The sequence below is a fragment of the Pseudomonas sp. GW821-FHT04C07 genome (assembly GCF_059420325.1).
Map to the genome: position 1 here is coordinate 251,960 of NZ_JBWKTM010000006.1, position 26,061 is coordinate 278,020.

Here is a 26,061-nt window from a genome sequence, read left to right on the forward strand (position 1 = left end):
GGCATGAGTTCAGTTCAAGACTCGTGCCAGTGCCGCTTCAAGAATCTGCAGCGCTTCGTCGATCTGTTCTTCCCGGGTGACCAGCGGCGCGAGGAAGCGCAGCACGTTGCGGTACACCCCGCATTTGATCACCAGCAGGCCGCCTGCCCGGGCTTCATCGATCAGCCGCTGGGTCAGGTCTGCATCCGGGCTACGGGCCTCATCATCCTTGATCAATTCGAGTGCGAGCATGAACCCGGTGCCTCGCACGTCGCCGATACGCGGGTGACGGGCCTGCAAGCGCAGCAGCCCCTGACGCAGACGCTCGCCCAAGGCTTCGCCACGGGACAGCAATTGCTCCTGCTCGTAGGCCTCGATCACCGCCAGTGCAGCAGCGCAGGCCAGGGCGTTACCGCCGTAGGTGCCACCCAAGCCGCCGGGCAGCGGTGCGTCCATGATCTCGGCCTTACCGACTACTCCGGACAGCGGCAAGCCACCGGCAAGACTTTTGGCGACGGTCACCAGGTCCGGCTGGATGCCGGCATGCTGGAAACCGAACCACTTGCCGGTACGGCCGAAACCGGTCTGGATTTCATCGAGAATCAGCACGATGCCGTGCTTTTCAGTGAGGGCACGCAAGGCCTGGAGGAACTCCACCGGCGCCGAGAGGAAACCACCGTCGCCCTGCACCGGTTCGATGATGATGGCCGCGACCCGCTCAGGGGCAACCTGGGTGGCCAGCAACTCGTCCAGTGCCTTGAGTGCCATCTCGCTGCTGACACCGCGATAGGTATTCGGATATGGGGTATGAAACACCTCTGGCGCGAACGGTCCGAAGTTCTGTTTGTACGGCTGGCTCATGCCGGTCAGCGTGGTGCCGAGCAAGGTGCGACCGTGAAACCCGCCGCGAAATGCGATCACTGCCGAGCGGTTGGTGTGGGCGCGGGCGATCTTGATCGCGTTTTCCACGGCTTCGGCACCGGAAGTGAAAAAGGCCGCTTTATAGGCTTCTTGACCACCGACCAACTCACACAGACGCTGGGCCAGATCGAGGTAAGGCTTATAGGCAACCACCTGGAAACACGCGTGGGAGACCTTTTGCAACTGGGCCTGCACCGCAGCGACCACCTTCGGGTGGTTGTGACCGATGTTCAACACGCCGATGCCGCCGACAAAATCCAGGTAACGCTTGCCATCCACATCCCACAACTCGGCACCCTGGGCCCGATCGATCACCAACGGGTGAGCGGTAATCAGACCACGTGGCACGAATTGATCGCGCTGACGGAGCAAATGAGGGGTTTCGTCGACTTTGCTATTCATGGCATTTCCCATCGTGAGTCCGGCAACCGGGAAGTGGTTGCGATGGTGTTCAGGTTAAGGCTTGCGCGAAACGAACTACGCCGAACTTGCCCCCTGAGAAATTCGGATCGACTGTTTTCACCCTGCCAAACGGCAGATTCCTTCAGCCCGTCGATTCTGCCGGGTCATGGCCAATAGAACGTGGCGCAACGCGTTTAATCCGGCCCTTTCGACAGATCCTGCTCTGTCATTGCGCCATGCTGGACAGCACCTTCACCTTTCAGGAAATGCCCATGGCCCTGCTTTATAAAGCTGACCCTGTGCGCGGCGAACAGTGGAAAGCGCTGTTCGCCGAACACGCCCCGGATATCGAATGGCGCGCCTGGCCGGACATCGGCGACGCCAAGGACATTCAGTACCTCGCTGCCTGGCAGGCACCTGACGATCTCGAGGTTCTGCTGCCCAATCTGCACGTGCTGTTCGCCTTGTCCGCAGGAGTCGATCAACTGGATCTCAGCCGCCTGCCGGCGAGCTTGCCGGTGGTGCGCCTGCTGGACCCCGGCATCACCCGCGGCATGTGCGAATACGCCAGTTTTGCGGTGCTCAGCCTGCACCGGGACATGCTCCGCTATCGCCAGCAACAGGCGGCGCGGTGCTGGCAAGCCCACTTACTGCAACCGGCGGCCAAGCGCCGGGTGGGCGTCATGGGCCTCGGCACCCAGGCCCGGCAGATACTCGCCACCTTGCAGCCCCTGGGCTTTGCGTTGTCCGGCTGGGCGCGCAGTGCCCACCGGATCGCGGGCGTCGATTGCTATGCCGGTGCCGAACAACTGCCGGCGTTTCTGAGCCAGTGCGACATTCTGTTGTGTGTGTTGCCACTGACCGAACAGACCCAGGGCATCCTCGATCGCAGGCTGTTCCGACAACTTCCCCATGGCGCGGCGCTGATCAACATGGGACGTGGCGGGCATCTGGTGGAAAGTGATTTGCTTGAGGCGCTGGACAGCGGACAGCTCAGCGGCGCCGTACTCGATGTGCTGCAGGAAGAACCGGCACCGGCGGATCATCCTTTTTGGGATCATCCGCAGATTCTGTTGACCCCGCATATCGCGGCGATGACTCAACCGGAAAGTGCGTTTGGGGTGTTGCTGGAGAACATTCGCCGGCATCAACGGGGCGAGTCGATGGTGGGCCAGATCGATCGAAAACAAGGTTACTGAATACACCCCCATTGATCGTTCCCACGCTCCCGCGTGGGAATGCCTCACCGGACGCTCCGCGTCCGCTTGGGACGCAGAGCGTCCCGGGCTGCGTTCCCACGCAGGAGCGTGGGAACGATCATTGGGTTTAGAGTCTGTCGGCAATCGCCCTGCCCACCTCCTGAGTCGAGCCCTTCCCGCCCAGGTCCGGCGTGATCGGCCCGTCGGCAATCACCCGCTCGATCGCCTGCAGAATCCCGTCATGCGCGGCGCGATAACGCTCGTCACCGTTGCCGAGGAAATCCAGCATCAACGCCCCGGACCAGATCATCGCAATCGGGTTGGCAATGTTCTGCCCATAGATATCCGGTGCCGAGCCATGCACCGGCTCGAACAGCGACGGAAAACGCCGCTCCGGATCGAGGTTGGCCGAAGGCGCGATGCCGATGGTTCCGGCGCAGGCCGGCCCGAGGTCGGAGAGGATGTCGCCGAACAGGTTCGACGCCACCACCACATCAAAGCGGTCCGGTTGCAGCACGAAACGCGCGCACAGAATGTCGATGTGCTGTTTGTCCCAGGTGATGTCCGGGTACTGCTCGGCCATCAACGCCGTGCGCTCGTCCCAGTACGGCATGCTGATGGAAATTCCGTTGGACTTGGTCGCCGCCGTCAGGCGTTTGCGTGGTCGGGTCCGGGCCAGCTCAAAGGCGAACTTGAGAATCCGGTCCACGCCGCGCCGGGTAAACACCGACTCTTGCAAGACGAACTCATGTTCGGTGCCTTCGAACATCTTGCCGCCGACCGAGGAATACTCGCCCTCGGTGTTCTCGCGAATCACCACGAAATCGATGTCCCCCGGTTTGCGCCCGGCCAATGGGCACGGCACGCCAGGAAACAGCCGCACCGGGCGGATGTTCACGTACTGGTCGAAGTCCCGACGGAACTTGAGCAGTGAACCCCAGAGGGAAATGTGATCCGGCACCTTGTCCGGCCAGCCCACGGCGCCGAAGTAGATCGCGTCAAAGCCCTTGAGCTGTTCGAACCAGTCGTCGGGCATCATCTGCCCGTGCTCCAGGTAGTAATCGCAGTGGGCCCAATCGAGCACCTCGATACTCAAATCCAGCTGCCATTTCTTCGCGGCCTGCTCCAGGACTCGCAGCCCTTCGGGCAGGACTTCCTTGCCGATGCCATCGCCGGCAATCGCGGCGATTCTGAATGTCTTGCTCATCACTCGTGGCTCCCCGTGTCTGTGAATTACAGCCCACCGATATGGAAGGCTTTGACTTCAAGGTATTCATCCAGGCCGTACTTGCTGCCTTCACGGCCCAGCCCCGACTGTTTGATGCCGCCGAACGGCGCGACTTCCATGGAAATGATCCCGGTATTGAGGCCAACCATGCCGAACTCCAGCGCTTCGCCGAAACGCCATGAGCGGCGCAAGTCCTGGGTGAAATAGTAGGCGCCCAGGCCATAGGGCGTGGCATTGGCCAATGCGAGTGCTTCGGCTTCATCGGTAAAGCGCATCAGCGGCGCCACCGGGCCAAAGGTTTCTTCATTGGCCAGCAGCATGCCGGCGTGGGTATCGCCGAGTACCGTTGGCTGGACAAACTGGCTGTCGCCCTCGGGAACACCGCCGCAGAGCAAACGCGCGCCCTGGCTCAGGGCGTCGTCAATGTGCCGGGCGACCTTGTTCACCGCTGCCGGGTTGATCAGCGGGCCAATAGTGACGTCGGCGTCGAGGCCGTTGCCAACCTTGAGCTTGCCCACCTCCTCCACCAGCCGCTGGGCGAAGCGTTCGTAGATGCCGTCCTGCACCAAAATGCGGTTGGCGCAGACACAAGTCTGCCCGGCGTTGCGAAACTTGCTGAGCATGATGCCGGCCACCGCCTGTTCCAGGTCGGCGTCGTCGAACACAATGAACGGCGCATTGCCGCCCAGTTCCAGGCTCAAGCGCTTGATGTGCTCAGCGCTCTGGCGCATCAACAAGCGGCCGACTGCCGTGGAGCCGGTGAAGGAAATCTTGCGTACGGTCGGATTGCCGGTCAGCTCCTCGCCGATCCCCGCCGGCATCCCGGTCAGCACGTTGAACACCCCGGCCGGGATGCCGACACGCTCGGCCAGTACCGCCAGGGCCAGCGCCGACAGCGGCGTCAGGTCCGAGGGTTTGACGATGATCGGACAGCCGGCCGCCAAGGCTGGCGCGCACTTGCGAGTGATCATCGCGTTGGGGAAGTTCCACGGGGTGATGGCGGCGCAGACCCCGACCGGTTGCTTGAGGGTCAACAGTCGGCGGTCGCCGCTGGGGGCCGGCATGGTTTCGCCGTAAACCCGCCGAGCTTCCTCGGCGAACCATTTGACGAAACCGGCGCCGTAGCGAATTTCGCCTTTGGCTTCATTCAACGGTTTGCCCTGCTCGCAGGTCATGATCAGCGCCAGATCGTCGAGGTTGTCGATCATGGCCTGATACCAGCGCTCCAGCAGCGCCGCACGTTCCGCCGCCGGACGTGCACGCCACGCCGGCCACGCCCGCTCTGCCGCTTCGATGGCGCGGCGGGCTTCCGCGCCTTGCATGGCCGGCACCCGGGCCAGGCATTGGCCGTTGGCCGGGTCGATGACGTCCAGGGTCGCGGCGTTGTCGGCGCCGATCCACTGACCGTCGATGTAGGCACGTTCTACCAGCAGGCTTGGGTCTTTCAAACGATTCTTAAGCATGGTCGAGTCCTGATCCGAGACACTTGCCAGTCTAGGGAGGTGCCACGAACGAGGATGCTGAAAGCGTCGCAACGGCAGCGTCGGATGCTGAAGATCGCGGTGGGACGGCAGGCTCTACCGAGGTGTTTTATGGTCCGTTACTGATCGTTCCCACGCTCCGCGTGGGAATGCCTCAATGGACGCTCTGCGTCCGCTCTTGGGACGCGGAGCGTCCCGGGCTGCATTCCCACGCAGAGCGTGGGAACGATCATCACAATTTCAACGACCCGAGCAACCCTTCAAGAAAGCGCTCTCCGGCCTCCATCTGGCTGATCTCGATGAACTCGTCCGGCTTGTGCGCCTGTTCGATGGAGCCTGGCCCGCAGACCACCACCGGCACATCCAGACGTTGTTTGAACAACCCGCCCTCAGTGCCAAAAGACACTTTGGCGATGCTGGTATCCGGCGCGGCAAAGTGCTTCAGAAAACGCACCGCTTCAACGCTCGGGTGTGTCTCCAGGCCGGGATAGACATTCAGGGTTTCGATCTCGATGGCGGCGACGCTGGACAGCCGCTTGGCCTCGCGCACGATCACTTCGGCACGCTCTTGCATCTGCTCCAGGAACTGATCCAGATCGTCCGCCGGCAAGTTGCGCACTTCGAAATCCAGGGTGCACAGGTTCGGCACGATGTTCAGCGCCTTGCCGCCGACAATCTGCCCGACATGCACGGTACTGTAAGGCACGTCGTAGTCCGCATCCTGGGCGCCCTGCTCTTGCAACTGCTGCTGGCTTTGACGCAGTGCCGCGATGAAATCGCAAGCCACGTGAATCGCGTTGACTGATCGCGGCGCCAGCGAGGAATGGGCTTCCTGGCCCCGGCAGTACGTGCGGTAGGAGCCCTTGCCCTTGTGTCCCAGCACAAATTGCATATTGGTCGGTTCACCGATCAGGCACAAAAACGGTCGCACCGGTGCCAGGTGCAACACGTCCAGCAAACGCCGCACGCCAACGCAACCAGTCTCCTCGTCATGGGACAGCGCCAGCTGCAGCGGTCGGCTCAACGGGCTGTCCGCCGCATCGAGCATGGCGTCGATGGCCAGGGCAATGAAGCCCTTCATGTCGCAGCTGCCGCGGCCGTAAATCCTCCCGTCCTGCACCGTCGCCTGAAACGCCGGGAAGGTCCAGGCCTGGCCTGCCGCCGGGACCACATCGGTGTGCCCGGACAGCAAGATGCCAGGCAACTCGCCAGGCCCGGTACTGGCGAACAGGTTGGCCTTGTGGCCGCTTTCGTCCTTGACGATCAGCGACTCGATGCCCTTGGTCAGCAGTAGTTCGCGCACATACTCGATCAAGGCCAGGTTTGACTCCGAGGAGACGGTATCGAAGGCCATCAAGCGTTTGAGAATATCCAGTACACGGGGTTTCATGAGGCCTTGCTCCGTTGCTCGGTTGAAGGGGCGAACCGGCGGATGGAGAACGGCTCAATCGAAGTGCTGGTGCTGCCGGTGCTGATCAGTTCGGCCATCACATCGCCGACGCCCGGGCCGAGCTGAAACCCGTGACCGCAGAAACCGAACGCGTAGAACAACCCGTCGACGGTGCCGCTGGGACCCATCACCGGCAGGGAATCGGGCAGGTAACCTTCGATGCCGCTCCAGACCCGGATGATGTTCAGGTTGCCGACACCCGGCAACAAGCGGCGCATCTGCTGGATCTGGTTGAGAATGCTGCGCGGCTCGACCTGAGCCCTGCGGGTGAGCATGTCCGGTTTGCTGCGGTAGCCACCGCCGATGACGATGTTGCCGCGAGGGATCTGGCGGAAATAAATCACTTCCTCGGGGATCCTGGTGTACACGCCGATCACCGTCGGCAAGGCATACGGCACCGGCTCGGTTACGGCCATTTGCGGGCCATGGGTATCCAGTGGCACCGGCTCGCCGAACTGCGCCGAAAGCTTCTGCCCCCAGGCACCGGCGGTAATCAGCAAGCGTTCGGCGTTGAACTGGCGACCATCGGTGGTGGTGATGTTGAACTCACCGCCCACCTTCTGCACCTCGGCAACTTCCGTCTGTTCTTCGATCCGCGCGCCGAGGCGTCGTGCCGCCCGGGCAAACGCCGGTGCCGCCAGACGCGGATTGGCGTGCCCGTCGTGGGGTGCGTAGGAACCGCCCTTCACATCCGGCCCGAGGAACGGGAAACGCTGGTGCAGCTCGGCGCCTCGATAGATTTTCAGGTCCAGCTGCGCCGCCTCGGGAGCTGCGGCATAGGCTTCAAGCTCGGCGATTTCGTCTTCGCGGTAACACACCCGCATGTGCCCGCTGGCAATGAACTCGAGGTCGTCGTCGATCAGCTCCGGCAAGCGCTTCCACAGCGCCCAGGAACGGTTGGCCAATTCCAGCTGCCCGAGAAAACGCCCCTGGCGCCGGACGTTGCCGAAGTTCACGCCGCTGGCGTACTGACCGATCTGGTCGCGCTCCAGCAAGATCACCGACTGCCCGCGTCGGCGCAGAAAAAACGCCGCCGCCGAGCCCATCAGGCCGCCGCCGACAATCACCACATCGGCTTTCTGTACCGTCATGGCGACACCTCCTCGGTGAGCATCGAAAGCGGTTTGACCGGTGCCTGACCACGCTGGCGGCCGACCTGTTGCACATTGACGCCCGCCGCAGCGGCAATCACCTCGGCTCCGGCCTGGGAGCAATAACGGCCCTGGCACCGGCCCATGCCGACCCGGCTGAACGCCTTGGCCCGATTGACTTCGCAGGCGCCCTTTTCGCTGACCGTGCGACGCAATTCACCGGCGCTGATCATTTCACAGCGACAGACGATGGCTTCGTCCGGCAGTGCCTTGGCCTGGGCCGCCGGCCAGGGAAATGCCTGGGCCAGACCGAGACGAAATTCCTCCATCACCGCCAGGGCACGCCGCTGTTCGGCCCGCAGCCCGGCGTCCACCGGTTGCTGCAGATCTTCCAGCAGCGCCATCGCCACCAGGCGTCCGGCGTGTTCGGCCGCATCGGCTCCGCGAATCTTCGAGCCGTCGCCAGCGGCATACACACCACTGACCGTGGTCCGGCCTTCTTCATCGGTGGCCAGCAACCATTGGCTGGACGCCTCATCGAAGCGCAGACGGCAACCGGCCAGATCTGCCAGTTGAGTTTCCGGGCGCAGGTGATAACCCAGGGCCACGGCATCGCAATCCACCGCCAATGTCTCGCCTGCGGCGGTCAGCACCCGCACACCACTGACGCCGCTCGCAGCGTCACCCATCACTTGCAGCGGTTTGATCCCCAAGTGCACAGCAATCCTGGCCCGATACAGCTGCGCCAACAGTCTCATGCCGGTGAACAGCAAACCGGGGCGCGCCAGCAATTTCGGTAACGCGCCGATGCGCTTGCTCAGCGGCGAAGTGTCGAGCACCGCCGCCACGTTGGCACCGGCCTTGAGGTATTGACTGGCGACCAGATACAGCAACGGTCCGCTGCCCATGAACGCCACGCTATGACCAATGGACACCGCCTGGGACTTGAGCGCGATCTGCGCCCCGCCGAGGCTGTAGGTGCCCGCTAACTGCCAGCCTTCGATCGGCATCAAGCGGTCGGTGGCGCCGGTGCAGAGGATCAGCGCGTCGTAGTCGACGGTCGAGTGTTTGCCCTGGCTGACGCAGCACAGTTGCCCCGGCGTGAGGTTCCACACCAGGGTGTCCGGGCGGTAGTCGATCAACCCGCGCAAGCGGTCGAAGCTTTGGTGCAAGTCTTTGGCCTTGGCGGCCTCGGTGCCGTACAGCGTGGCGTAATCGCGGGTAAAACCTTCCGGTTGGCGACGGTAGATCTGCCCGCCATCCCGGCGATTTTCATCAATCAGAATCGGCTTGCAGCCCGCCGCCAGCAAGGTTTCGGCGCAGCGAATACCGGCCGGCCCGGCGCCGACGATAACGACTCGATGAGTGCTCAGCCGTGCAGTGGCCATATCGCCTCCGGTTGTGTGGTGACGATATCCAGCCCTTCACGGACTTCGTTGGAACAGGCGCGCAGACGTTCTCCGTTGCGGGTCCAGACCCAGCAATCCTGACAGGCGCCCATCAGACAAAAACCGGCTCGTCGGCCCGAATCGAACTCCGATTGGCGCAAGGCCGAGCCCTGGGTCAGCAACGCGACCATCAGGGTATCGCCCTGCAACGCCTCGATGGGTACGCCGTCCACCTTCAAATTGACGGTCAGTCGGCCCTGCTCGGCCAGCCTCACAAAACGCCCCTTCATGCATAGGCTCCCAGGGTCATGGTGTTTAAATCCTGCTGAGTCTTGAGCAACTCGGCACTGTCGTGATGGCAAAGGATTTCACTGCCGCCAACAATTGTCCGACGGTTCGGCGCGGTGCGATTGCACACGCCATCGACGCGCACCGGGCAGCGATTGAGAAAGGTGCACAGCTGCGGCACGTTGGCCTTCGCACCGATCGGCGGCAGCGTGCCGCAGGTGGTGCCACAGTTCTCCAGCCAACCCTGGCGCAGCTCCGGCACCGAGTGGATCAACAGGTCGGTGTAGGGATGGAACGGTGCCTGGGCGAACGACTGCCGACTGCCGGCCTGGACCTTGTGGCCGCTGTACATCACCACGATGTCATCGCACAGCGCCCGCACGGTTGAGATGTCGTGGCTGATGAACAGATAGGACACCCCCAGTTCCTGGCGCAAGTCGCGCAACAGTTCGAGAATCGCCGCGCCGACCACGGTATCCAGCGCCGAGGTCACTTCGTCGCACAGAATCAGGTCCGGTTTGGCCGCCAGGGCCCGGGCCAGGTTGACCCGTTGCTTTTGCCCGCCGGAGAGTTCATTCGGGCGACGCTCGGCCAGGCTGCGTGGCAAGCGCACCAGGTCCAGCAGTTCATCGATACGCTGGCGCAACGCGGCGCCCTTGAGGCCGAAATACATCTTCAGCGGTCGGCTCAGAATGGTGCTGACGCTGTGCATCGGGTTGAGCGCGGTGTCGGCATTCTGGAAGACCATTTGAATGCGTCGGAACTGTTCATCGGTGCGCTCGGAGAGGCTGCCGCCCAACGGCTGACCATCGAAGGTCAGGCCACCCAACGCGGGCGTCAGCAACCCGGCCACCACCCGCGCCAGCGTCGACTTGCCGGAGCCCGACTCACCGATCACGCCGATCGCCTGGCCCCTGCGCACCGTCAGGTCGATGTCTTCCAGCACGCGGATCGACGGCATGCCTTGCAGGTTCTTGTTGCCGTAGCCGGCAGTCAGTCCTTTGATGGTCAGCAGCGGTTCGTCTTCGGCGACACCGCAGGGCGGGCGAATCGTTGTATCCGGCCGTGCCGCCGCCAGCAGGCTGCGGGTGTATTCATGGGCGGGGCCCTTGAGCAAAGGCGCAGTGGTGCTCTGTTCGAAGATCTGGCCACCATTGAGCACCACAATCTGATCGGCCATCTGCGCCACCACGGCCAGGTCGTGGGATACGTAGACCGCCGTCGCGCCACGCTCGCGCACTACCCGCTTGAACGCGCGCAGCACGTCGATTTGTGTGGTCACGTCGAGGGCGGTGGTCGGTTCGTCGAGCACCACCAACAACGGATCGCTGATCAGCGCCATGGCCGCCATCACTCGCTGCAGTTGCCCGCCGGAGACCTGATGGGGATAGCGCCGGCCAATGTGATCGGGGTCCGGCAGGGCCAGGTCGCGGAACAGCTCGATGGCCTTGGCTTCGAGCACGGCCCGGCTGCCCAGGCCATGAATCAATGCGCCCTCCACCACCTGGTCGATGAGCTTTTTCGCCGGATTGAATGCCGCAGCGGCGCTTTGGGCGATATAAGACACACGGTTGCCGCGCAGGCCTTGCAGCTGGTTTTCGCTCAACGCCAGCATGTCGTGCTCGCCGACTTGCACCACGCCGCCAGCCAACCGACAACCGCGCCGGGCGTAACCGAGCAGCGCCAGGGCGATGGTGGTCTTGCCGGAGCCGGACTCACCGATCAGCGCCAGTACTTCACCTTTTTCCAGGGAGAAGCTCACGCCCTTGACGATTTCCACCTCGCCGCGTAAACCACAGGCGACCACGCGCAGGTCCTGGACTCGAATCAATTCATTCATCTCAATGACCTCCCGCACGTCGACTACGTCGGGACGACAGTCTGTCGATGAACAAATTCACACCGATGGTCAGGGTGCCAATGGCCAGGGCCGGAATCACGATGGCTGGCGCGCCCTGATTGAGGCCGCCGATGTTCTCGCGCACCAGTGAACCGAGGTCGGCATCCGGCGGCTGCACACCCAGGCCGAGGAAACTCATGCCGCTGAGCAGCAACACGATGAAACCGAAGCGCAGCCCCAGGTCCGTCAGCACCGGGTTGAGCATGTTTGGCAGGATTTCCACACACGCGATATACAGCCGGCGTTCGCCACGGGTTCGGGCCACTTGTACGTACTCCAGCGCTTCGATATTCACCGCCATGCTGCGGGCGATACGGAACGCGCCAGGGGTGAAGCTCAGCACCGCCGTGCAGATCAGCAACGTCACCGAGGAGCCGAAGGCCGAGACCATGATCAGCGCCAGCATCTTGCTCGGGATTGAAATGAAGGCGTCCATCAAGCGACTGATCACCTCATCCAGCCACTTGGGCGAGACCACCGACAGCAGTGCGCAACTGGTGCCCAGACCGCTGGCAAGCACCGCGGCAACCAACGCCAGGCCGACAGTGAAACGTGCACCAACGAGGACCCGGCTGAGCATGTCGCGGCCCAGGTAATCGGTGCCGAACGGGTACGCGGCACTCAGGCTGTCGAAGACATTGTCAGAGACCACTTCGCCTACCGGATGCGGCGCCAGCCACGGGCCGAAAACCGCCACCAGCAACCAGATAAAACACATCGCAGCCCCGACCAGACCCAGCCAGGACGGTCCATGAGGCACCTTGCCAACCGACAGGTCGGGAGTCGCAGGCATCGATTTCACAATGAGCTTGTTCATTGGTTTCTCAGCCTTGGATTGGAAAGAATCGCGCACAGGTCGGCAATCAGCACCAATCCCAGGTACGCCGTACAAAACAGCATGGTGCAGGCCTGGACCAGCGCCATGTCACGGTTGGTCACCGCATCGACCATCAGGCTGGCGATGCCGGGATAGTTGAAGATCGTCTCGACGATCACCACCCCGCCCAGCAGATAGGACAGACTCAGGGCGATGGCATTGGCAATCGGTCCGATGGCATTGGGCAAGGCATGACGCAAGACGATCCGCACCGGGCTCACGCCTTTGAGCCGGGCCATTTCCACATAAGGGCTATCGAGTTGATCGATCACCGCCGCCCGAGTCATGCGCGCCATTTGCGCGACGATCACGCAGCACAGCGTCATCACCGGCAAGGCGTAAGTACGCAGGAATTGCAGCGGTGAGGTGATGTCGCTGGCATAGGACAACGCCGACAGCCAGCCCAGGTTCACCGCAAAAATCAGCACCGCCAGGGTCGCTACCAGAAACTCCGGTACTGCAACCATTGCCAAGGTGACAAGACTGAGGAAGCTGTCGATGCGCCCGCCCCGGCCCATGGCCGAACCGATACCCAGAATCAAGGCCACCGGCACTGACACCAGCGCCGTGGCGGCCGCCAGCATCAAGGTGTTGGGAACCCGCCCGGCCATCAATTCGCCGACCGGCATGGCATTGGAGACGGACAGGCCCATGTCGCCGCTGAGCAGGTTCATCAGCCAATGCAGGTAACGCACCACACCGGACTGATCCAGCCCCAGTTTCAGGCGTAGCGCCGCCACTTGTTCCGGCGTCGCAAACTGCCCCAGGGCCTGTTGCGCCGCGTCTCCCGGCAGCACCGCCGTGATGGCGAACACCACCATCGACACGATCAACAAGGTCACGATCGCAGCGCCCAGGCGCCGACCGATCAGCCACAGTGTGTTGCAATTCATAGCACTACTCCCGCAAGAACCTGCACCAGCCCATCAAGCGTCCAGCCAGACCTGCTCGGCGAACATGTAACCCATGAAACCGCCCAGCGGGTTGCTGCCATAGCCTTTGATGCGCTGGTCGACGCCATCGATGTTGCTGATGAACACCGGAATGCCAATGCCGCAGTGTTCATGCGCCAGGGTCTGCATGTCCGCGTACATCTTGCTGCGCTTGGCGTCGTCGGTTTCGCCCCGGGCGAGCATCAGCAACTGGTCGAACTGCTCGTTCTTCCAGCCCGATTCGTTCCACGGCGCGCTCGACTGGAAGAACTGCGAGAACATCACGTCGGCGTTAGGTCGCGGGTTGATGTTGCCGAAGCTCAACGGATGCTTCATCCAGTGGTTGGACCAGTAACCATCGCTGGGCAGGCGGTTGACATCGAGCTTGAGCCCGGCCTGTTTCGCCGACTGCTGCAACAGCACCGCGATGTCCACCGAACCGGTGGCGGCTGGCGAAGCGGCCAGCGCCATGCTGACATTGTCCATCCCGGCTTTTTTCAGCAGGAAACGCGCCTTCTCGGGGTCATAGACCGTCTGCGGCAGGTCGGCGTTGTAGTAGCGCGAACCGGGAGCGATCGGATGGTCATTGCCGACCACCGCAAACCCACGGAATACCGCGGACTTGATCTGCTCACGGTCCATCAGATGCTTGAGGGCCTGGGTGAATTCCGGGCTTTTGCCGGGCATCTGATCCTGACGGATGATCAAGTCGGTGTAGTTGCCCGACGGCGCATCGACGACCCGGTGACCGGCGCTGGCCTTGATCCGCGTGGTCGAACGCGGGTTGACCTCGTTGATCATGTGCACGTCGCCCGACAGCAGCGCGTTGACCCGCGATGGCTCGTCGGCAATGGCAATGAACTCGATCTCGTCCAGATAAGGCAGGCCCGGTTTCCAGTAGCCGGTATTGCGCGCAGCAATCGAGCGCACGCCCGGTTTGAACTCCTTGACCTTGAACGGCCCGGTGCCGATGCCCTGGTTGAAGTCGGTGGTGCCTTCGGGAACGATCAGCAGGTGCGACACCGCCAGGATCGACGGCAGTTCGGCGTTCGGTGCGCTCAGGCGGATCTGTACCTCGTTGGCGCCAGTGGCCTTGATCTCGACGAATTGCTCCATCAGCGGCATGACCTTGGAACCGGTCAGCGGATCCTTGTGTCGCGACAGTGAGAACACCACGTCGGCGGCGCTCAGGGTTTTGCCGTTGTGGAACGTTACGTCCTTGCGCAGGGTGATGGTCCACAGCGTGGCATCGGTGTTATCGATGCGCTCGGCCAGTTCCAGCTGCGGCACCAGATGGCCGTCGAAACGGGTCAGGCCGTTGTAGAACATGAAGTGGCGCACGTAGTCGGTGGACAGCGCCCCTTTGGCCGGATCCAGCGTATCGGCGGTGGAGCTGGACATGCCGGCGACGCGAATCCGCCCGCCCGGCTTGCCTTTGCCAGGGCTTGCGGCTTCGTCGGCAAACAGCTTGCCGGCGGCACCGAACAGGCTACCGGCGCCCGCTGCGGCAACCCCGGCCACCCCCAGCATTTGCAAGGCACTGCGGCGCGACATGCCGCGATTGAGCCCTTCGAATACCCGCAGGCTCTCTTGGCCCGAGATCAGTTTTGGGTCGGTCTTGTTGTCAGTCATATCAGTTGTACCTGTCGATAAAGAGAAGGCTCAAGTGTTCCGGTTGACCGGAACGTCCTGGAAACGCAAACGACGGTGACACCACAACATCAACTCAGTGCAAATAGTCCTGGAACCGGTAATAAGCGCCCACCAGCGGCAGGAACCAGGGCTTGCCGAAATGCCCGGGAATCGCCGGCCAGTCCAGTTCGCGCCAGGGGTTGGCCTCGACCTTTCCGGCCATGACCTCGGCCATGACCTGGCCCATGTGCACCGACATCTGTACCCCATGGCCGCTGTAGCCCATGGAGTGATAAACCCCGCCATGCTGGCCGGCACGCGGCAGCCGGTCGGAGGTCATGTCCACCAGACCGCCCCAGCAATAGTCGATCTTCACGTCGGCCAACTGCGGGAACATCTGCACCATCGCGGCGTGCAGTACCTTGCCGCTCTTGGCGTCGGAAACGCTGTTGGACATGGCGAAACGTGCCCGGCCACCGAACAGCAGACGGTTGTCGGGCGTCAGGCGAAAGTAATTCCCGATCATCCGGCTGGTGACGTAGGCGCGCCGGGTCGGCAGCAGTTGGTCGATCAAGGCCTTGGACAAAACCTCGGTGGCAATGACAAAGCTGCCGACCGGAACGATCCGCCGCCGATACCAGCTCAATCCACCGTGCTGACAGGCGCCGGTGGCCAGCAGAACCTGCCCGGCTTGCAGCGAACCCTTGGTGGTGTTGACCTGATAACCGTTGGCATTGGCTTTCCAGTCCGTCACCGGCGTGCCTTGATAGATCAGTGCGCCGTGGCGTGCGGCGGCTTCGGCCAGGCCGACGCCGAAACGCCCGACATGCATCTGCACGCCGTTGCGCTGCAGCAAGCCACCGTGAAACTGGGCCGAGTCGACTTCAGCGCGTATCTGTTCGGCAGACAGCAACTCGACATCGGCATCGACCTCCCGGCGAATCAACTCGCAGGTCCGCGCCAGCCCTTCGTAGTGCAGCGGCTTGGCTGCCAGCTTGAGCTTGCCGTTGCGCTTGAGGTCGCAGGCGATCTGCTCCTGCTCCACCAGCGAAACGACGCTCTGCACAGCGCTTTCATAAGCCTGGTAATAGGCCCGCGCCTTGTCGGCGCCGAGGCTGGCGCTCAAGCCGGCATAGTCCTGAGCAACGCCGGTATTGCACTGGCCGCCGTTGCGCCCTGACGCCTCGCCAATCACCCGGCCGGCTTCCAGCACCACCACACTGGCGCCCTTCAAGGCTAGCGCCCGAGCCGCCGCCAGACCGGTGAAACCGCCACCGACAATGGCCACGTCGACCTGCCCGGGCAGCGCACCGAGCTGGGCACCGGTGAACGCCGGAGCGGTGTCGAGCCAGTAGGATTCACTGCGCATGTCTAACCCGCCTATACCAAAAAGAGTGCCTTGAAGAGTGCCGTTACCCTTACGACTCAGAGACCGACCAGCGCGGCCAGCCCGCCGATGTCGGTGATCTGCTGATAGCCATAGAACGCATTGGCCGGGACTTCGTGGCCACGGGCGACGAAGGCCTTGTTCTTGATCTTCATGTCGTGGGCCGGCATCAGGTCGTAACGGAAGCTGGAAGAGACATGCAAGATGTCTTCCGGGCCGCAGTTGAGGTTGTCGAGCATGTACTCGAATGCCGCCAGACGAGGCTTGTAGGCCTGAGCCTGTTCGGCGGTGAAGACCTTGTGGAACGGTGCGCCAAGCTTGTCGACGTTGGACATGATCTGGCTGTTGCTGGCGTTGGAGAAAATCACCAGAGGGATCTTGTCGGCGATTTTCGACAGGCCGGCCGGTACGTCAGGGTGCGGGCCCCAGGTTGGCACGGCGTCGTAATACAGCTGACCTTCGTCACGGTATTCGATCCCCCAACGCTTGCAGGTCCGCGCCAGGGCGGTCTTGAGAATCTCGTCATACGGCATCCAGTCACCCATGACCTGGTCCAGGCGATAGGCGGAGAAGTCCTTGACGAACTGATCCATCTGCTCGGGCACGACTCGATCGGCGAATAGTTCGCGAGTCATCGTTCCCATGTGGAAATTGGTCAGCGTACCGTAGCAGTCGAACGTAATGAATTTGGGGCGAAGAAAGCTCATTGAGTGCGGTCCTGAAAGTTCGTTGAGGTCATGGCGTGACAAGCATTCGCTCCGTTGCCGAAGCTGTGATGCAACCTTGCAGCACACCGTCATTACAACACCGCGAAATCAGCAGATGGCGTTAAAAGCGACCTCTGCTTGATACAAACCACCGTTTTACCGCCCCCCCTCAGCAGACTTTGCGGCTCGCTCCAGCCTTGGGCAAACCCCGTATTTGTGCGCTCTTATGGATCCTTGTTACCCCGCGGGGCTCAAGCACACACTTGTGTGCCGCAGAACCTGCGCCGGGCCGAACGAAAACGGGCGCTTCCCTGAGGAAGCGCCCGTTTGGGTGCGGTTTGAAACCTGCCTACGATCCCTGTAGCAGCTGCCGAGCCTGCGAGGCTGCGTCCGGCTGCGCAGCAGTCGCAAAATCAGAACTCGCGGTACATCAGACAGATCCCGCACACCAGGTTTACGACTGCTTCGCAGCCGAACGCAGCCTCGCAGGCTCGGCAGCTGCTACGGATTACGTCGTTCGTTAATTGATCGGCGGGTTAGCCAGCGATATCGATCAGCACACTCTTGAATCGCAAATTGGCTTCGAACGCTTCTCGCCCCAGGTCCTTGCCGATGCCGGAGCGTTTGTAGCCGCCGGTCGGCAGGATGTAGTCATTGCTGCGCCCGTAACGATTGACCCACACCGTTCCCGCCTCCAGGCGCCGAACCAGGCGCAGGGCGCGGTTGATGTCGGCGGTGTGCACACCCGCCGCCAGGCCGTAGGTGGCATGCGCGGCCAGGCTCAGTGCCTGCTCTTCATCATCGAACGCCTGGATCGTCAGTACCGGGCCGAAGATTTCTTCGCACACCGCCGGGTTCTCATTATCCAGACCGGCCAGCAAGGTTGGCTGGTAATAAGCACCGCCCAGGCCCTCGAACAATCCGCCGCCGGTCAGTACCTCGGCCCCGGCCTGACGCGAGCGCTGGACGATACCGTCGATGCGGCTGGCCTGTAAACGGGAAATGATCGGTGACAGCGTGCTCTCGCTCGACCAGGTCGGACCTGGACGCAGCTCCTCGAAATACGCCTGCAAGTGCGCGATAAACGGTTCCATGATCGAACGCTGGATCAACAGCCGCGAACCGGACACGCAGACCTGCCCGGCATTACCGGTAATGGCCAGCGCCACGGTGCGAGCGGTTTTCGCGATATCCGGCACATCGGCGAAGACCAGTTGCGGGCTCTTGCCGCCGAGTTCCAGTGTCACCGGTTTCGGTCCTGTCAGTGCACAGGTGGACATGATGCTCGACCCGGTCGCCGTGGACCCGGTAAAGGTCACCTTGGCCACACGCGGGTGGCGACATAAGGCATCGCCGGTGACGCGACCATCGCCCTGGACCACGTTGAAGATCCCGGCCGGAATACCCGCCTGCAACGCCAGCTCGGCAAAGCGCAGACTGGAGAACGGCGTCAATTCCGACGGTTTGAGCACCACGGCATTACCTGCCGCCAATGCCGGGGCAACTTTCCAGGAGGCCATGCTCAGGGGGAAATTCCACGGCGCGATGGCGGCGATGACGCCGTAAGGTTCGGCGATCTGCATGCCCAGCCGATCCGTCTGGGTCGCTGCAACATGGCCGCCGTGCTTGTCCGCCAGTTCGGCAAAGAAGCGAATGCCTTCCGCCACATAGGGAATATCCCAGGCGATCACATCTTTATGGGGACGGGTCGAGCCCACCGCTTCGAGCGGTGCCAGGACGGCTGCATCGGCTTCGATCAGGTCGGCCCAGCGGCGCATGACCCGCGCCCGCTCCCGGGGTGGGCGGCTTGCCCAATCGCTGCGGTTGAAAGCCTGCCAGGCATTGTTGACGGCTTCATCCACCAGGTCGGCATCGGCGATCGGCAGTTGGGCATAGACCTGGCCGTCCGACGGTCGCACGACCTCCAGCCCCGGTTGAGCATCGCGGTATTTTCCGGCGATGAAATGAGCGCTGCGCACAGCGATAAGACGAGGATCGAAGCTATCCATGGAGCACTCCAAAAAGGGACGGCGAGTCGTGAACTCAGGCCTCCATCGTAGAAAAAAAGCCCAAGCATTTGCTGCCGACCTTAGTGTGCAATTAAGTAGTAAGTGTGGTCTTCCGGCCTCGGGCGTGCGGAATCTGCCGAATGTTCCAGCCCCCCTTGTCAGGCCTTCACACAGATGGGATACAGGCTCCATCGCGCCGCAAAGCGGTTGATCGCGCACACTGTCCAACGGAGACTCGCCATGTCCGCCTCGCAACAATCTGCTTATGTCTATCGCCCGATGACGGCCGCCGACCTGCCCTCGGCCCATGCCTTGTCCGTGCAGTTGAAGTGGCCCCATCGCCTGGAAGACTGGACCATGTTGCAGCGGGTCAGCGAAGGCTTTGTGGTCCTGGACGGCGAGCGTCTGATCGGCACGGCTTTCGCCTGCCCTCAGGGTGAGTTCGCGACGATCGGCCTGGTGATTGTCAGCAACGACTATCAGGGCCAGGGCATCGGTCGCAAGCTGATGGAACAGGCACTTGAAGCCTGCACATCACGTACCCCGATGCTGAACGCCACCCTTGCCGGTGCGCCGCTTTACGCCAGCCAGGGCTTTATCGAATTCGGCCGGGTTCAGCAGCATCAAGGCCAGGCGCAAGCACCCGCACCCGAACCGCTGGCAGACGATGAGCAATGCCGCCCACTACGTGAGTCTGATCGGGCTCAGCAAGTTTTCCTGGCCAACGCCGGCAGCGGGCTGGACCGGCAAGCCGTGCTCACGGATCTGTTCGATATCGTCGAGCACTCGGTGGGTATCGAGCGCGACGGCCAATTGCGCGCCTTCGCCCTGCTGCGGCCCTTCGGCCGCGGTCGCTGCATCGGCCCGGTCGTCGCAGAAAACCTCGAACAGGCCAAACACCTGATCGCGGTGTTGCTGGCCCAAGTGCCGGATGCCTTCGTGCGCATCGACATTCCGGCCGACTGTGGCTTGAACGAGTGGCTAGGGCTGGCTGGCCTCAAACAGGTCGACACCGTGGCGCAAATGTCACGGGGCACACCGCCGCAAGCGCTCAACGGCGTCCGGCAGTTCGCACTCGTGACCCAAGCCATTGGCTGACAACGGTGCGCGATACAGCCACTTGCACCCAACACCCTCTACACCCTGTTTCCATGGAGCGTCACCCGTATGTCCCAACCTACCCTTATGCTGCTGGCCCGCGCCGACGGCAGCAGTGTTTCTACCTCCTTCAATGCAGCGCCTTTGAGCTCCATCGATCCGTTTATGGACAGTCGTCAGGTCGCCTACACCGGACCCGATGGGGTATCTGCGGGGACCGTGCATGCGTCCGGCGCGCTCAGTATTGATGATTTTCCACATACCGAAGTGATCGTGGTCCACGCCGGCCACGTCGTACTGCAATCCCCGGGGCAGACGCTGGAACTGGGGATCGGAGCCAGCGCAGTGATCGGTCGCGGGACCGCGCTGCGGATCGAGGCGCAAATCGACACTCAGTGGGCATTCTGCGCGGTAACCCGCCCCACCGCTGCCCCGACACCAGGACTGACAGCGCTCGACCCGCAGGCGATGCTGTCGCCCTCGGCGGCACCGGAACCACACATACTGATCGGGCCCGCTCCGCAGTGCCGGTCACGCAATGCCTTCGAAGACGACACAACAGACCTGCGAGTGGGTGTCTGGGACTCGACACCTTACGAACGCCATACTCGAGCGCACAAACTCAATGAGCTGATGCACCTGATCGAAGGCAGCGTCACCCTGCTGGCTCCCGACGGAACGAGCCTGACGGTCAACACCGGTGACACCGTGTTCGTAGCGCAAGGTACGCCGTGCGCGTGGAAAAGCACTCGGTATGTACGAAAGGTTTATGCCGTTAAATAAACCCGGTGTGGGAAGCCAATGTGCTCGGTCAAGGTATGCCCCCGACTCGCACACCACCAGGGCCATGGGGCGTTCACCCCATTGCTTATCGGCAATGCCCACGACCGCGACCCACATCAGCGCGGAGTGTTTGCTGATCAGGCTCTCCAGTTCCAGACAGTACTCGGCGTCCACAGCGTTTTGAGTTCGGCTGCATTACACCATCAGGTATCTGGCCGAGCCGGGACCGGGCTTACTGATGCAGTACGAAAGTCGCCAGGGTTTGCAGGTCGTCCGGGCTTAACTGCGCGAAAGGCGGCATCGGGATATCCCCCCATTTGCCGGTACTGCCGTGCTGAATGCTGGACGTTACCTTGGCCAGTGCCTGCGGGTCATTGGCATACTTGGCAGCCACATCGTGATAGGCCGGGCCTACGACCTTATGATCGATCGCGTGGCAGGACAGACAGGAGTTGCTCTGCAGCAAGGCCATGGCGTCGACTTTGGTTACCGGCGCCGTCGGGGTCTGGCCTGGCGATGGGTTCGAGGCAGCCTGCACATCGGCATCGCTGGCATGGGCACTCCCGTAGGTCACCGCAAGGTAGGCGCCGATGATGCTCACATCCTGATCGCTGATCGGAGCACCATACACGTGCTGCATCTTGCTCGCTTCCCCAGTCCACTGCGCCAGGCTCATGCCGGGAGGCTGGAAGTTGATGTAGTCGGCAGAATGGCAGGTGGAGCATTTCTGCTGGGCCAACTGGTAGCCAGGCAGCGCATTGGGCTTGAGCACAGCCGTTTCGGGCGGCAACGTGATCGATAGTGGCGCTGCGCTAGCCATGGCAGCCAAACAAACCTGAGCCGCGCACAGCAAGGTGGTCATGCGTTTCATGCGGGGCCCCCTCAGGCGACGGTCACGTGGCTGGTTTCTACGACGTGGCGGCGGTAGCCACCGGGGTTCCAGTCGGCTCGCAGCGGCTGCGTTTCGCCCGCACTGTTACTGGCTCGTACCATTAACTGTGTGGCGCCCTTGCTGGTAAAGGTGATCGGCAACGTCCACTCACGGAAGGAGAAACGCCCAAGATCCGCACCAAGCTTGGCTTCTCGCCAACTTTTTCCGCCGTCGATCGACACTTCCACCTTGTTCACTCCAACGCCGCCGTCGAACGCAATGCCCTTGAGCACCACGCTTTTTTTCAGCGGCAACACATCGCCGTGTTTGACGCTGGTGATGAAACTGCGTACCGGCATCTTGGATATCGGCCGCGTTTGCGCCGCAGTGGTGCCGGGGGCGACGCAGAAACAATCGTTGTCCGGAACGCGGTAGCCTTTAGCCATAAAGAAACCGTCGTAGGTGTGGTCGACGACTTCGATTTCACTCAGGTGCTTGACCCAGTACGTGCCGAAATAGCCTGGCACCACCAGACGTATCGGGTAACCGTTGAGAAATGGCAGGTCGGTACCATTCATAGACCAGGCGATCATGGGCTCGCCGTCCATGGCATGGCTGATGTCCAGGGCCTTGATGTACTCCGGCGTGCTCGGCAACACTGGCTTATCGAGCCCACGGAATGTCACTTGCCTGGCGTCGGCTTTCACCCCTGCCTTTTCCAATACCGCCTTGAGCGGTACCCCCACCCAGCGGGCATTACCCATTGAACCATTGCCCAGCTGAGCGCCGAACACGCGCGGCATCGAGAACCCACGGCTGTTACCCGAACACTGATTGACGGCCACCACTTCTACCGGTTCGGCGAGGGCCTTGAGTTCTGTAAGGGAAAGTGACAGCGGCGTGTTGATCGAGCCCTTGATCGTCAGACGATAGCTGTCCGGATCAATGCTGGTAGGGATATTGGCCAGATGGTAACGCACAAAAAAGGCGTCATTCGGCGTGATGGGCCCTTCGTTGAAGACGGGGAATGGCGTCTCAAGGTGCGGTGGGCGGCTGGTCACCAGGGTCAACGGTCGTTTTTGCGGGTATTGCACCAGCGGTCGTGGGCCGGCAGCAAAGGTCACTTCTTCCGGTGTTTCGTCGGCTGCCCTGGCGAGGTTTGCCAATGGAGAAGCTGCCAGAGCCAAGGCGAAGGCATCGCGTAGAACGCGCCGGCGGCTGGGGTTGCCGTTATCAACAAGACTGAACTTCATGCTGCTCTCTCCAGGATTGTTTTACTGAGATGCAACTGACAGCCCCCCGTCAAGGCGGAGAGGTATCCGACGTAATGTAAAAGCGGGTTTTCGATTAACTGACCGACTTCGGTGACCAAGCCAGTATCGTCACGCACAAAGCGCCTGCTTTTCATTGAGCGTCAGTGACTTAACATTTGATGACAGATGATGCCGACACGTGAAGTATAGCGAGCCCGTCATCAAAACAATGCCTTCAAAGCGTCGATGCAGAAAGTTCAACGGAGTACTGACCGGATAGCTAGTGGCCTGGGCGGTTAATTCATTTCTTATTTATTGAACACTCCCTTGCCGCTACCCGTGCGATGAGTGGCCAATCCATAAAAACCACGACGAAGGATTATTCAGTGATCAGCTTCAGACAGCGCGCCGCAAAAGGGCTGCACGTGGGTGATAGCTTCACGGTTTCCCGACTCTTTTCCGAGGAAGACATTTAGCTCTTCGCGAGGATTTCCCGGGACTACAACCCGGTGCATTTCGATGCGCGCTACGCCGAGGCCCGCCGCTTCAGGGCGCCGATTTCCCATCGCCTGCTGACGGCAAGTCTGGTCACCGAGATCGGCTGGCTGGCGTCCGGCATGACTTTCCACTTCAAGAAGCCGGTCTATGCCGGTGGCACCATCCGCTGCCACTGGCTCATCAAGGAAATGGATGAACAGGGCCGAGCCTCAGCGACTATCACGATGACCAACGAAGAAGGCTTCACCGTACGGGAAGCAGAAACCAGCGGCGTCGTGCCTGGCGTGAAGGAGCGAGAAATCCTGACGCAGATGCTTGCTGAAGGTGATCCCACAAATGCTGTGGCGCCCCCTGGTGAATGACCGGGTCGACTCCGGTCAGTCGTGAAAGGCGGGAATCGGCCAGGAGCAGCCAATGGTCGTTGCATTTCGCTTGTCGCCGGCGTTTGGCTAAGCTGAATAAATAGGGACGAACTGAAACCCAAGTGATTGCGGCCATCAGCGAAACTGGATTGGCATTCAGACGGTAACTCACAAAGGAGATTCATATGTATACGGTTGTAAGAACCTACTTGGGTGCTGGAGCAAAGCAGCTTTTCGATTTTCTGGAAGAGCGCAAGGCCGACGTCGAATCTACCCTGCGCAAAGTGCCTGGCCTGGTTAGCTACACACTGCTCAATACGGGTGATGGCGGTATATCGGTGACTGTTTGCACGGACAAGGCCGGCACCGATGAGAGCTTGAAAGTCGCGCGCGACTGGATACAGAAAAATGCCTCGCATATCCACGCGAACCCGCCGGTCGTAACGGAAGGTCCGGTCATTGTGCAGATCAATTAGCGCGCCCTTGCGATCCCTCACGACGATATCGCTGTCGCAGGCATTGCTTTTGCCGATCCTGGGCACTCTGCAGCCAGGCTGCCACCGATCTGAAGTTTTGTACGTTTGCCCACAAGTGAGGAGTGCACACGGCTGAAACGCGCCCGCCGATTCTGGCATGTAGATATCCGTCTGGCGTGCGACACAGTCAGCAAGCGGCAGGAACCTGGCTATGAATGACCTGTCTGGACATTACTCCGGCCGCTGGTGGCACAACCTGCCCGATGGCCGAATTCAATGCGACCTGTGTCCTCGTGACTGCAAGCTGCGGGACGGACAGCGCGGCGCCTGCTTCGTGCGCATGCGCGAAGGCGGGCAGATGGTGCTGACCACCTACGGCCGCTCATCCGGCTTTTGTATCGACCCTATCGAGAAGAAACCGCTCAACCACTTCCTCCCCGGCTCGGCGGTGTTCTCCTTCGGCACGGCGGGCTGCAATCTCGCCTGCAAGTTTTGCCAGAACTGGGATATCAGCAAATCGCGGGACATGGACCGTCTGATGGATCAGGCCAGCCCGCAGCAGATAGCCCTGGCTGCGCAAAGGTCGGGCTGTAGCAGCGTGGCCTTCACCTACAACGATCCGGTGATCTTTGCTGAATACGCCATCGATACAGCAAACGCTTGCCATACGCTCGGCATCAAGACGGTGGCAGTGACCTCAGGTTATGTGCACGACGAGCCCCGGCGCGAATTCTTCGCGGTGATGGACGCGGCGAATGTCGACCTGAAGGCTTTTACCGACGACTTCTATTTCAAGCTCACCGGCGCGCATCTGCAGCCAGTGCTGGATACCCTGGTCTATCTGCAGCATGAAACCGACGTCTGGACGGAAATTACCACCTTGCTGATTCCGGGCTACAACGATTCGAATGGTGAAATCGAGGCACTGTGCGCCTGGGTGTTCACGGAGCTGGGCCCGGATGTGCCCATCCACTTCACCGCCTTCCACCCCGATTTCAAGATGCTCGACACGCCGCCGACTCCGGCGGCGACGCTCACCCGCGCCCGACAGATAGCCTGTGCACAAGGGCTACGCTTTGTCTACACGGGCAATGTACATGATGCTGAAGGCGGCACGACTGCTTGTCCGGGCTGCGGCGAGCCATTGATCGTGCGTGACTGGCACCGCATCCTGCACTACCAGGTGACGGCAGGCGGTCGCTGTCCGCAGTGCGACTCCCCCATCGCCGGGCGCTTCGAGCAATATACCGGCGCGTTCGGCCAGCGCAGAATTCCGTTGCGGCTGAACCCTGACCTCTGAGCAGGGGCAGCGTCCCATCAATAGCAAGCAACGAGCGCGCCGATCACATGGGTGCGCCGATACCTATGACCGGGATGCGCACCGCCTGGCTGATCTGTTCGGCCAAAGGACTGGGCAGGCATTCCACCAACAGCATCGCGGCCCCGGCCTTCTCCAGAGTTCGGGCGGCCTCAACCAGCTGACGCGGCTATGGAGCGGATCGAGTTACCTGCCACCACTGCACGCGAAATCTCTTCGCGTTCAGCCAACGTCAGCGCCAATCCGGACCTGCGGCGTACAGCGGGCCTGATCCCCCCTGTCTCCGCCAAGATGCGTTGTATCGATGAGTGGTTTCGTTCAAATAGTTGGGCGATCTGCTGGAGAGAGTCGCCTTTGCGCCAGTGATCCCACATCAGTTTTTTCTGGCTTTCGGTGTAATAGATCCGAGGTCTCTGCTTCATCTGCAACATTCCTTCTGCTTACACAGAATTTAGTAGTGTTGCATCGACCGGTTGAATCCACAGCCAAAAGCGGATAGTCACGGTCGGTATATTTTATTCTTCGCTCGCT

General features: G+C 61.6%; 21 protein-coding genes and 4 pseudogenes. 6 read left to right on the forward strand and 19 right to left on the reverse strand.

The features are described 5' to 3' along the window. Positions 1-9 precede the first annotated feature (9 nt). Positions 10-1,302, reverse strand: a complete 1,293-nt coding sequence (gabT, locus tag AC07UI_RS13710; protein WP_494992989.1) for a 4-aminobutyrate--2-oxoglutarate transaminase — start codon at positions 1,300-1,302, stop codon at positions 10-12. Positions 1,303-1,574: 272 nt separating this feature from the next. Between gabT and AC07UI_RS13715 the strand changes: the two genes are divergently transcribed. Next, the gene (locus tag AC07UI_RS13715; RefSeq protein WP_494992990.1) at positions 1,575-2,501 is read left to right on the forward strand and encodes a 2-hydroxyacid dehydrogenase; all 927 of its coding nucleotides are present in this window, start codon (positions 1,575-1,577) and stop codon (positions 2,499-2,501) included. Between the two features lie 127 nt (positions 2,502-2,628). On the opposite strand, the gene AC07UI_RS13720 is transcribed toward AC07UI_RS13715, so the two are convergent. From AC07UI_RS13720 to AC07UI_RS13780, 13 genes are all read right to left on the reverse strand, one after another. Next, positions 2,629-3,708, reverse strand: coding sequence for a tartrate dehydrogenase (locus AC07UI_RS13720; RefSeq protein ID WP_494992991.1), 1,080 nt, complete (start codon positions 3,706-3,708; stop codon positions 2,629-2,631). A gap of 26 nt (positions 3,709-3,734) precedes the next feature. Next, the gene (locus AC07UI_RS13725; RefSeq protein WP_494992992.1) at positions 3,735-5,192 is read right to left on the reverse strand and encodes an NAD-dependent succinate-semialdehyde dehydrogenase; all 1,458 of its coding nucleotides are present in this window, start codon (positions 5,190-5,192) and stop codon (positions 3,735-3,737) included. Between the two features lie 250 nt (positions 5,193-5,442). Next, positions 5,443-6,600: an acetylornithine deacetylase gene (gene argE, locus AC07UI_RS13730; protein ID WP_494992993.1), complete on the reverse strand. Its 1,158-nt coding sequence runs from the start codon at positions 6,598-6,600 to the stop codon at positions 5,443-5,445. Continuing rightward, positions 6,597-7,751, reverse strand: coding sequence for an NAD(P)/FAD-dependent oxidoreductase (locus tag AC07UI_RS13735; RefSeq protein WP_494992994.1), 1,155 nt, complete (start codon positions 7,749-7,751; stop codon positions 6,597-6,599). The genes argE and AC07UI_RS13735 overlap by 4 nt, the downstream gene beginning before the upstream one ends. Continuing rightward, complete coding sequence (locus AC07UI_RS13740) at positions 7,748-9,139, reverse strand: FAD/NAD(P)-dependent oxidoreductase (protein WP_494992995.1); 1,392 nt, start codon at positions 9,137-9,139, stop codon at positions 7,748-7,750. Before AC07UI_RS13740 ends, AC07UI_RS13735 begins: the two co-directional genes overlap by 4 nt. Further along, a complete protein-coding gene (locus AC07UI_RS13745) occupies positions 9,121-9,429 on the reverse strand; it encodes a (2Fe-2S)-binding protein (RefSeq protein WP_494992996.1) in 309 nt (102 codons plus the stop codon). The genes AC07UI_RS13740 and AC07UI_RS13745 overlap by 19 nt, the downstream gene beginning before the upstream one ends. Further along, positions 9,426-11,267: an ABC transporter ATP-binding protein gene (locus tag AC07UI_RS13750; protein ID WP_494992997.1), complete on the reverse strand. Its 1,842-nt coding sequence runs from the start codon at positions 11,265-11,267 to the stop codon at positions 9,426-9,428. Before AC07UI_RS13750 ends, AC07UI_RS13745 begins: the two co-directional genes overlap by 4 nt. 1 nt (position 11,268) lies before the next feature. Next, positions 11,269-12,144, reverse strand: coding sequence for an ABC transporter permease (locus AC07UI_RS13755; protein WP_494992998.1), 876 nt, complete (start codon positions 12,142-12,144; stop codon positions 11,269-11,271). Then, the gene (locus AC07UI_RS13760) at positions 12,141-13,097 is read right to left on the reverse strand and encodes an ABC transporter permease (RefSeq protein WP_494992999.1); all 957 of its coding nucleotides are present in this window, start codon (positions 13,095-13,097) and stop codon (positions 12,141-12,143) included. The genes AC07UI_RS13755 and AC07UI_RS13760 overlap by 4 nt, the downstream gene beginning before the upstream one ends. Positions 13,098-13,130: 33 nt before the next feature. Then, positions 13,131-14,768: an ABC transporter substrate-binding protein gene (locus tag AC07UI_RS13765; RefSeq protein WP_494993000.1), complete on the reverse strand. Its 1,638-nt coding sequence runs from the start codon at positions 14,766-14,768 to the stop codon at positions 13,131-13,133. Positions 14,769-14,862: 94 nt separating this feature from the next. After that, complete coding sequence (locus AC07UI_RS13770; RefSeq protein WP_494993001.1) at positions 14,863-16,137, reverse strand: NAD(P)/FAD-dependent oxidoreductase; 1,275 nt, start codon at positions 16,135-16,137, stop codon at positions 14,863-14,865. Between the two features lie 56 nt (positions 16,138-16,193). Beyond that, the gene (locus AC07UI_RS13775; protein ID WP_494993002.1) at positions 16,194-16,862 is read right to left on the reverse strand and encodes a haloacid dehalogenase type II; all 669 of its coding nucleotides are present in this window, start codon (positions 16,860-16,862) and stop codon (positions 16,194-16,196) included. A gap of 536 nt (positions 16,863-17,398) precedes the next feature. After that, on the reverse strand, positions 17,399-18,871 hold the full coding sequence (locus tag AC07UI_RS13780; protein WP_494993003.1) for an aldehyde dehydrogenase family protein: 1,473 nt from the start codon (positions 18,869-18,871) through the stop codon (positions 17,399-17,401). 240 nt (positions 18,872-19,111) lie between these two features. Here AC07UI_RS13780 and AC07UI_RS13785 point away from each other — a divergent pair, with 240 nt between their 5' ends. Together AC07UI_RS13785 and AC07UI_RS13790 are read left to right on the forward strand one after the other, a co-directional pair. Continuing rightward, positions 19,112-19,969, forward strand: a complete 858-nt coding sequence (locus AC07UI_RS13785) for a GNAT family N-acetyltransferase (RefSeq protein WP_494993004.1) — start codon at positions 19,112-19,114, stop codon at positions 19,967-19,969. A gap of 69 nt (positions 19,970-20,038) precedes the next feature. Continuing rightward, positions 20,039-20,752 (forward strand): cupin domain-containing protein, encoded by a 714-nt coding sequence (locus AC07UI_RS13790; protein ID WP_494993005.1) that lies wholly within the window; start codon positions 20,039-20,041, stop codon positions 20,750-20,752. A 24-nt stretch (positions 20,753-20,776) separates the two neighbouring features. Here the strand turns inward: AC07UI_RS13790 and AC07UI_RS13795 are convergent. The 3 genes and pseudogenes from AC07UI_RS13795 to sorA all read right to left on the reverse strand — a co-directional run. After that, a pseudogene (locus AC07UI_RS13795) lies at positions 20,777-20,908 on the reverse strand (AMP-binding enzyme); the annotation flags it as partial. A gap of 76 nt (positions 20,909-20,984) precedes the next feature. Then, positions 20,985-21,623, reverse strand: coding sequence for a SorB family sulfite dehydrogenase c-type cytochrome subunit (gene sorB / locus AC07UI_RS13800; RefSeq protein WP_494993006.1), 639 nt, complete (start codon positions 21,621-21,623; stop codon positions 20,985-20,987). An 11-nt stretch (positions 21,624-21,634) separates the two neighbouring features. Continuing rightward, positions 21,635-22,876 carry a SorA family sulfite dehydrogenase catalytic subunit gene (sorA, locus tag AC07UI_RS13805; protein ID WP_494993007.1) on the reverse strand — a complete coding sequence of 414 codons (1,242 nt, stop codon included), beginning with the start codon at positions 22,874-22,876 and terminating at the stop codon, positions 21,635-21,637. 386 nt (positions 22,877-23,262) lie between these two features. Between sorA and AC07UI_RS13810 the strand changes: the two are divergent. The 3 genes and pseudogenes from AC07UI_RS13810 to amrS all read left to right on the forward strand — a co-directional run bounded on the left by AC07UI_RS13810 (position 23,263) and on the right by amrS (position 25,512). After that, a pseudogene (locus tag AC07UI_RS13810) lies at positions 23,263-23,736 on the forward strand (MaoC family dehydratase). Positions 23,737-23,921: 185 nt separating this feature from the next. After that, positions 23,922-24,212: a hypothetical protein gene (locus AC07UI_RS13815; RefSeq protein WP_494993008.1), complete on the forward strand. Its 291-nt coding sequence runs from the start codon at positions 23,922-23,924 to the stop codon at positions 24,210-24,212. Positions 24,213-24,423: 211 nt separating this feature from the next. Beyond that, on the forward strand, positions 24,424-25,512 hold the full coding sequence (gene amrS / locus AC07UI_RS13820; RefSeq protein ID WP_494993009.1) for an AmmeMemoRadiSam system radical SAM enzyme: 1,089 nt from the start codon (positions 24,424-24,426) through the stop codon (positions 25,510-25,512). A gap of 52 nt (positions 25,513-25,564) precedes the next feature. On the opposite strand, the pseudogene AC07UI_RS13825 reads toward amrS, so the two are convergent. Both AC07UI_RS13825 and AC07UI_RS13830 read right to left on the reverse strand, forming a co-directional pair. Continuing rightward, positions 25,565-25,696: pseudogene (locus AC07UI_RS13825) on the reverse strand (3-methyl-2-oxobutanoate hydroxymethyltransferase); the annotation flags it as partial. Between the two features lies 1 nt (position 25,697). After that, positions 25,698-25,952, reverse strand: a pseudogene (locus AC07UI_RS13830) (IS30 family transposase); the annotation flags it as partial. Between the last annotated feature and the right edge of the window lie 109 nt (positions 25,953-26,061).

Bases quoted from the DNA above. Each gene is read 5' to 3' on its own strand.
- AC07UI_RS13765 (WP_494993000.1), bottom strand. From the start codon at position 14,768: ATGACTGACAACAAGACCGACCCAAAACTGATCTCGGGCCAAGAGAGC.
- AC07UI_RS13755 (WP_494992998.1), bottom strand. From the start codon at position 12,144: ATGAACAAGCTCATTGTGAAATCGATGCCTGCGACTCCCGACCTGTCG.
- AC07UI_RS13745 (WP_494992996.1), bottom strand. From the start codon at position 9,429: ATGAAGGGGCGTTTTGTGAGGCTGGCCGAGCAGGGCCGACTGACCGTC.
- AC07UI_RS13785 (WP_494993004.1), top strand. From the start codon at position 19,112: ATGTCCGCCTCGCAACAATCTGCTTATGTCTATCGCCCGATGACGGCC.
- AC07UI_RS13815 (WP_494993008.1), top strand. From the start codon at position 23,922: ATGTATACGGTTGTAAGAACCTACTTGGGTGCTGGAGCAAAGCAGCTT.
- sorB (WP_494993006.1), bottom strand. From the start codon at position 21,623: ATGAAACGCATGACCACCTTGCTGTGCGCGGCTCAGGTTTGTTTGGCT.
- argE (WP_494992993.1), bottom strand. From the start codon at position 6,600: ATGAAACCCCGTGTACTGGATATTCTCAAACGCTTGATGGCCTTCGAT.
- AC07UI_RS13775 (WP_494993002.1), bottom strand. From the start codon at position 16,862: ATGAGCTTTCTTCGCCCCAAATTCATTACGTTCGACTGCTACGGTACG.
- AC07UI_RS13735 (WP_494992994.1), bottom strand. From the start codon at position 7,751: ATGACGGTACAGAAAGCCGATGTGGTGATTGTCGGCGGCGGCCTGATG.
- AC07UI_RS13770 (WP_494993001.1), bottom strand. From the start codon at position 16,137: ATGCGCAGTGAATCCTACTGGCTCGACACCGCTCCGGCGTTCACCGGT.
- AC07UI_RS13715 (WP_494992990.1), top strand. From the start codon at position 1,575: ATGGCCCTGCTTTATAAAGCTGACCCTGTGCGCGGCGAACAGTGGAAA.
- amrS (WP_494993009.1), top strand. From the start codon at position 24,424: ATGAATGACCTGTCTGGACATTACTCCGGCCGCTGGTGGCACAACCTG.
- AC07UI_RS13760 (WP_494992999.1), bottom strand. From the start codon at position 13,097: ATGAATTGCAACACACTGTGGCTGATCGGTCGGCGCCTGGGCGCTGCG.
- AC07UI_RS13750 (WP_494992997.1), bottom strand. From the start codon at position 11,267: ATGAATGAATTGATTCGAGTCCAGGACCTGCGCGTGGTCGCCTGTGGT.
- AC07UI_RS13780 (WP_494993003.1), bottom strand. From the start codon at position 18,871: ATGGATAGCTTCGATCCTCGTCTTATCGCTGTGCGCAGCGCTCATTTC.
- AC07UI_RS13720 (WP_494992991.1), bottom strand. From the start codon at position 3,708: ATGAGCAAGACATTCAGAATCGCCGCGATTGCCGGCGATGGCATCGGC.
- gabT (WP_494992989.1), bottom strand. From the start codon at position 1,302: ATGAATAGCAAAGTCGACGAAACCCCTCATTTGCTCCGTCAGCGCGAT.
- AC07UI_RS13790 (WP_494993005.1), top strand. From the start codon at position 20,039: ATGTCCCAACCTACCCTTATGCTGCTGGCCCGCGCCGACGGCAGCAGT.
- AC07UI_RS13740 (WP_494992995.1), bottom strand. From the start codon at position 9,139: ATGGCCACTGCACGGCTGAGCACTCATCGAGTCGTTATCGTCGGCGCC.
- AC07UI_RS13725 (WP_494992992.1), bottom strand. From the start codon at position 5,192: ATGCTTAAGAATCGTTTGAAAGACCCAAGCCTGCTGGTAGAACGTGCC.
- sorA (WP_494993007.1), bottom strand. From the start codon at position 22,876: ATGAAGTTCAGTCTTGTTGATAACGGCAACCCCAGCCGCCGGCGCGTT.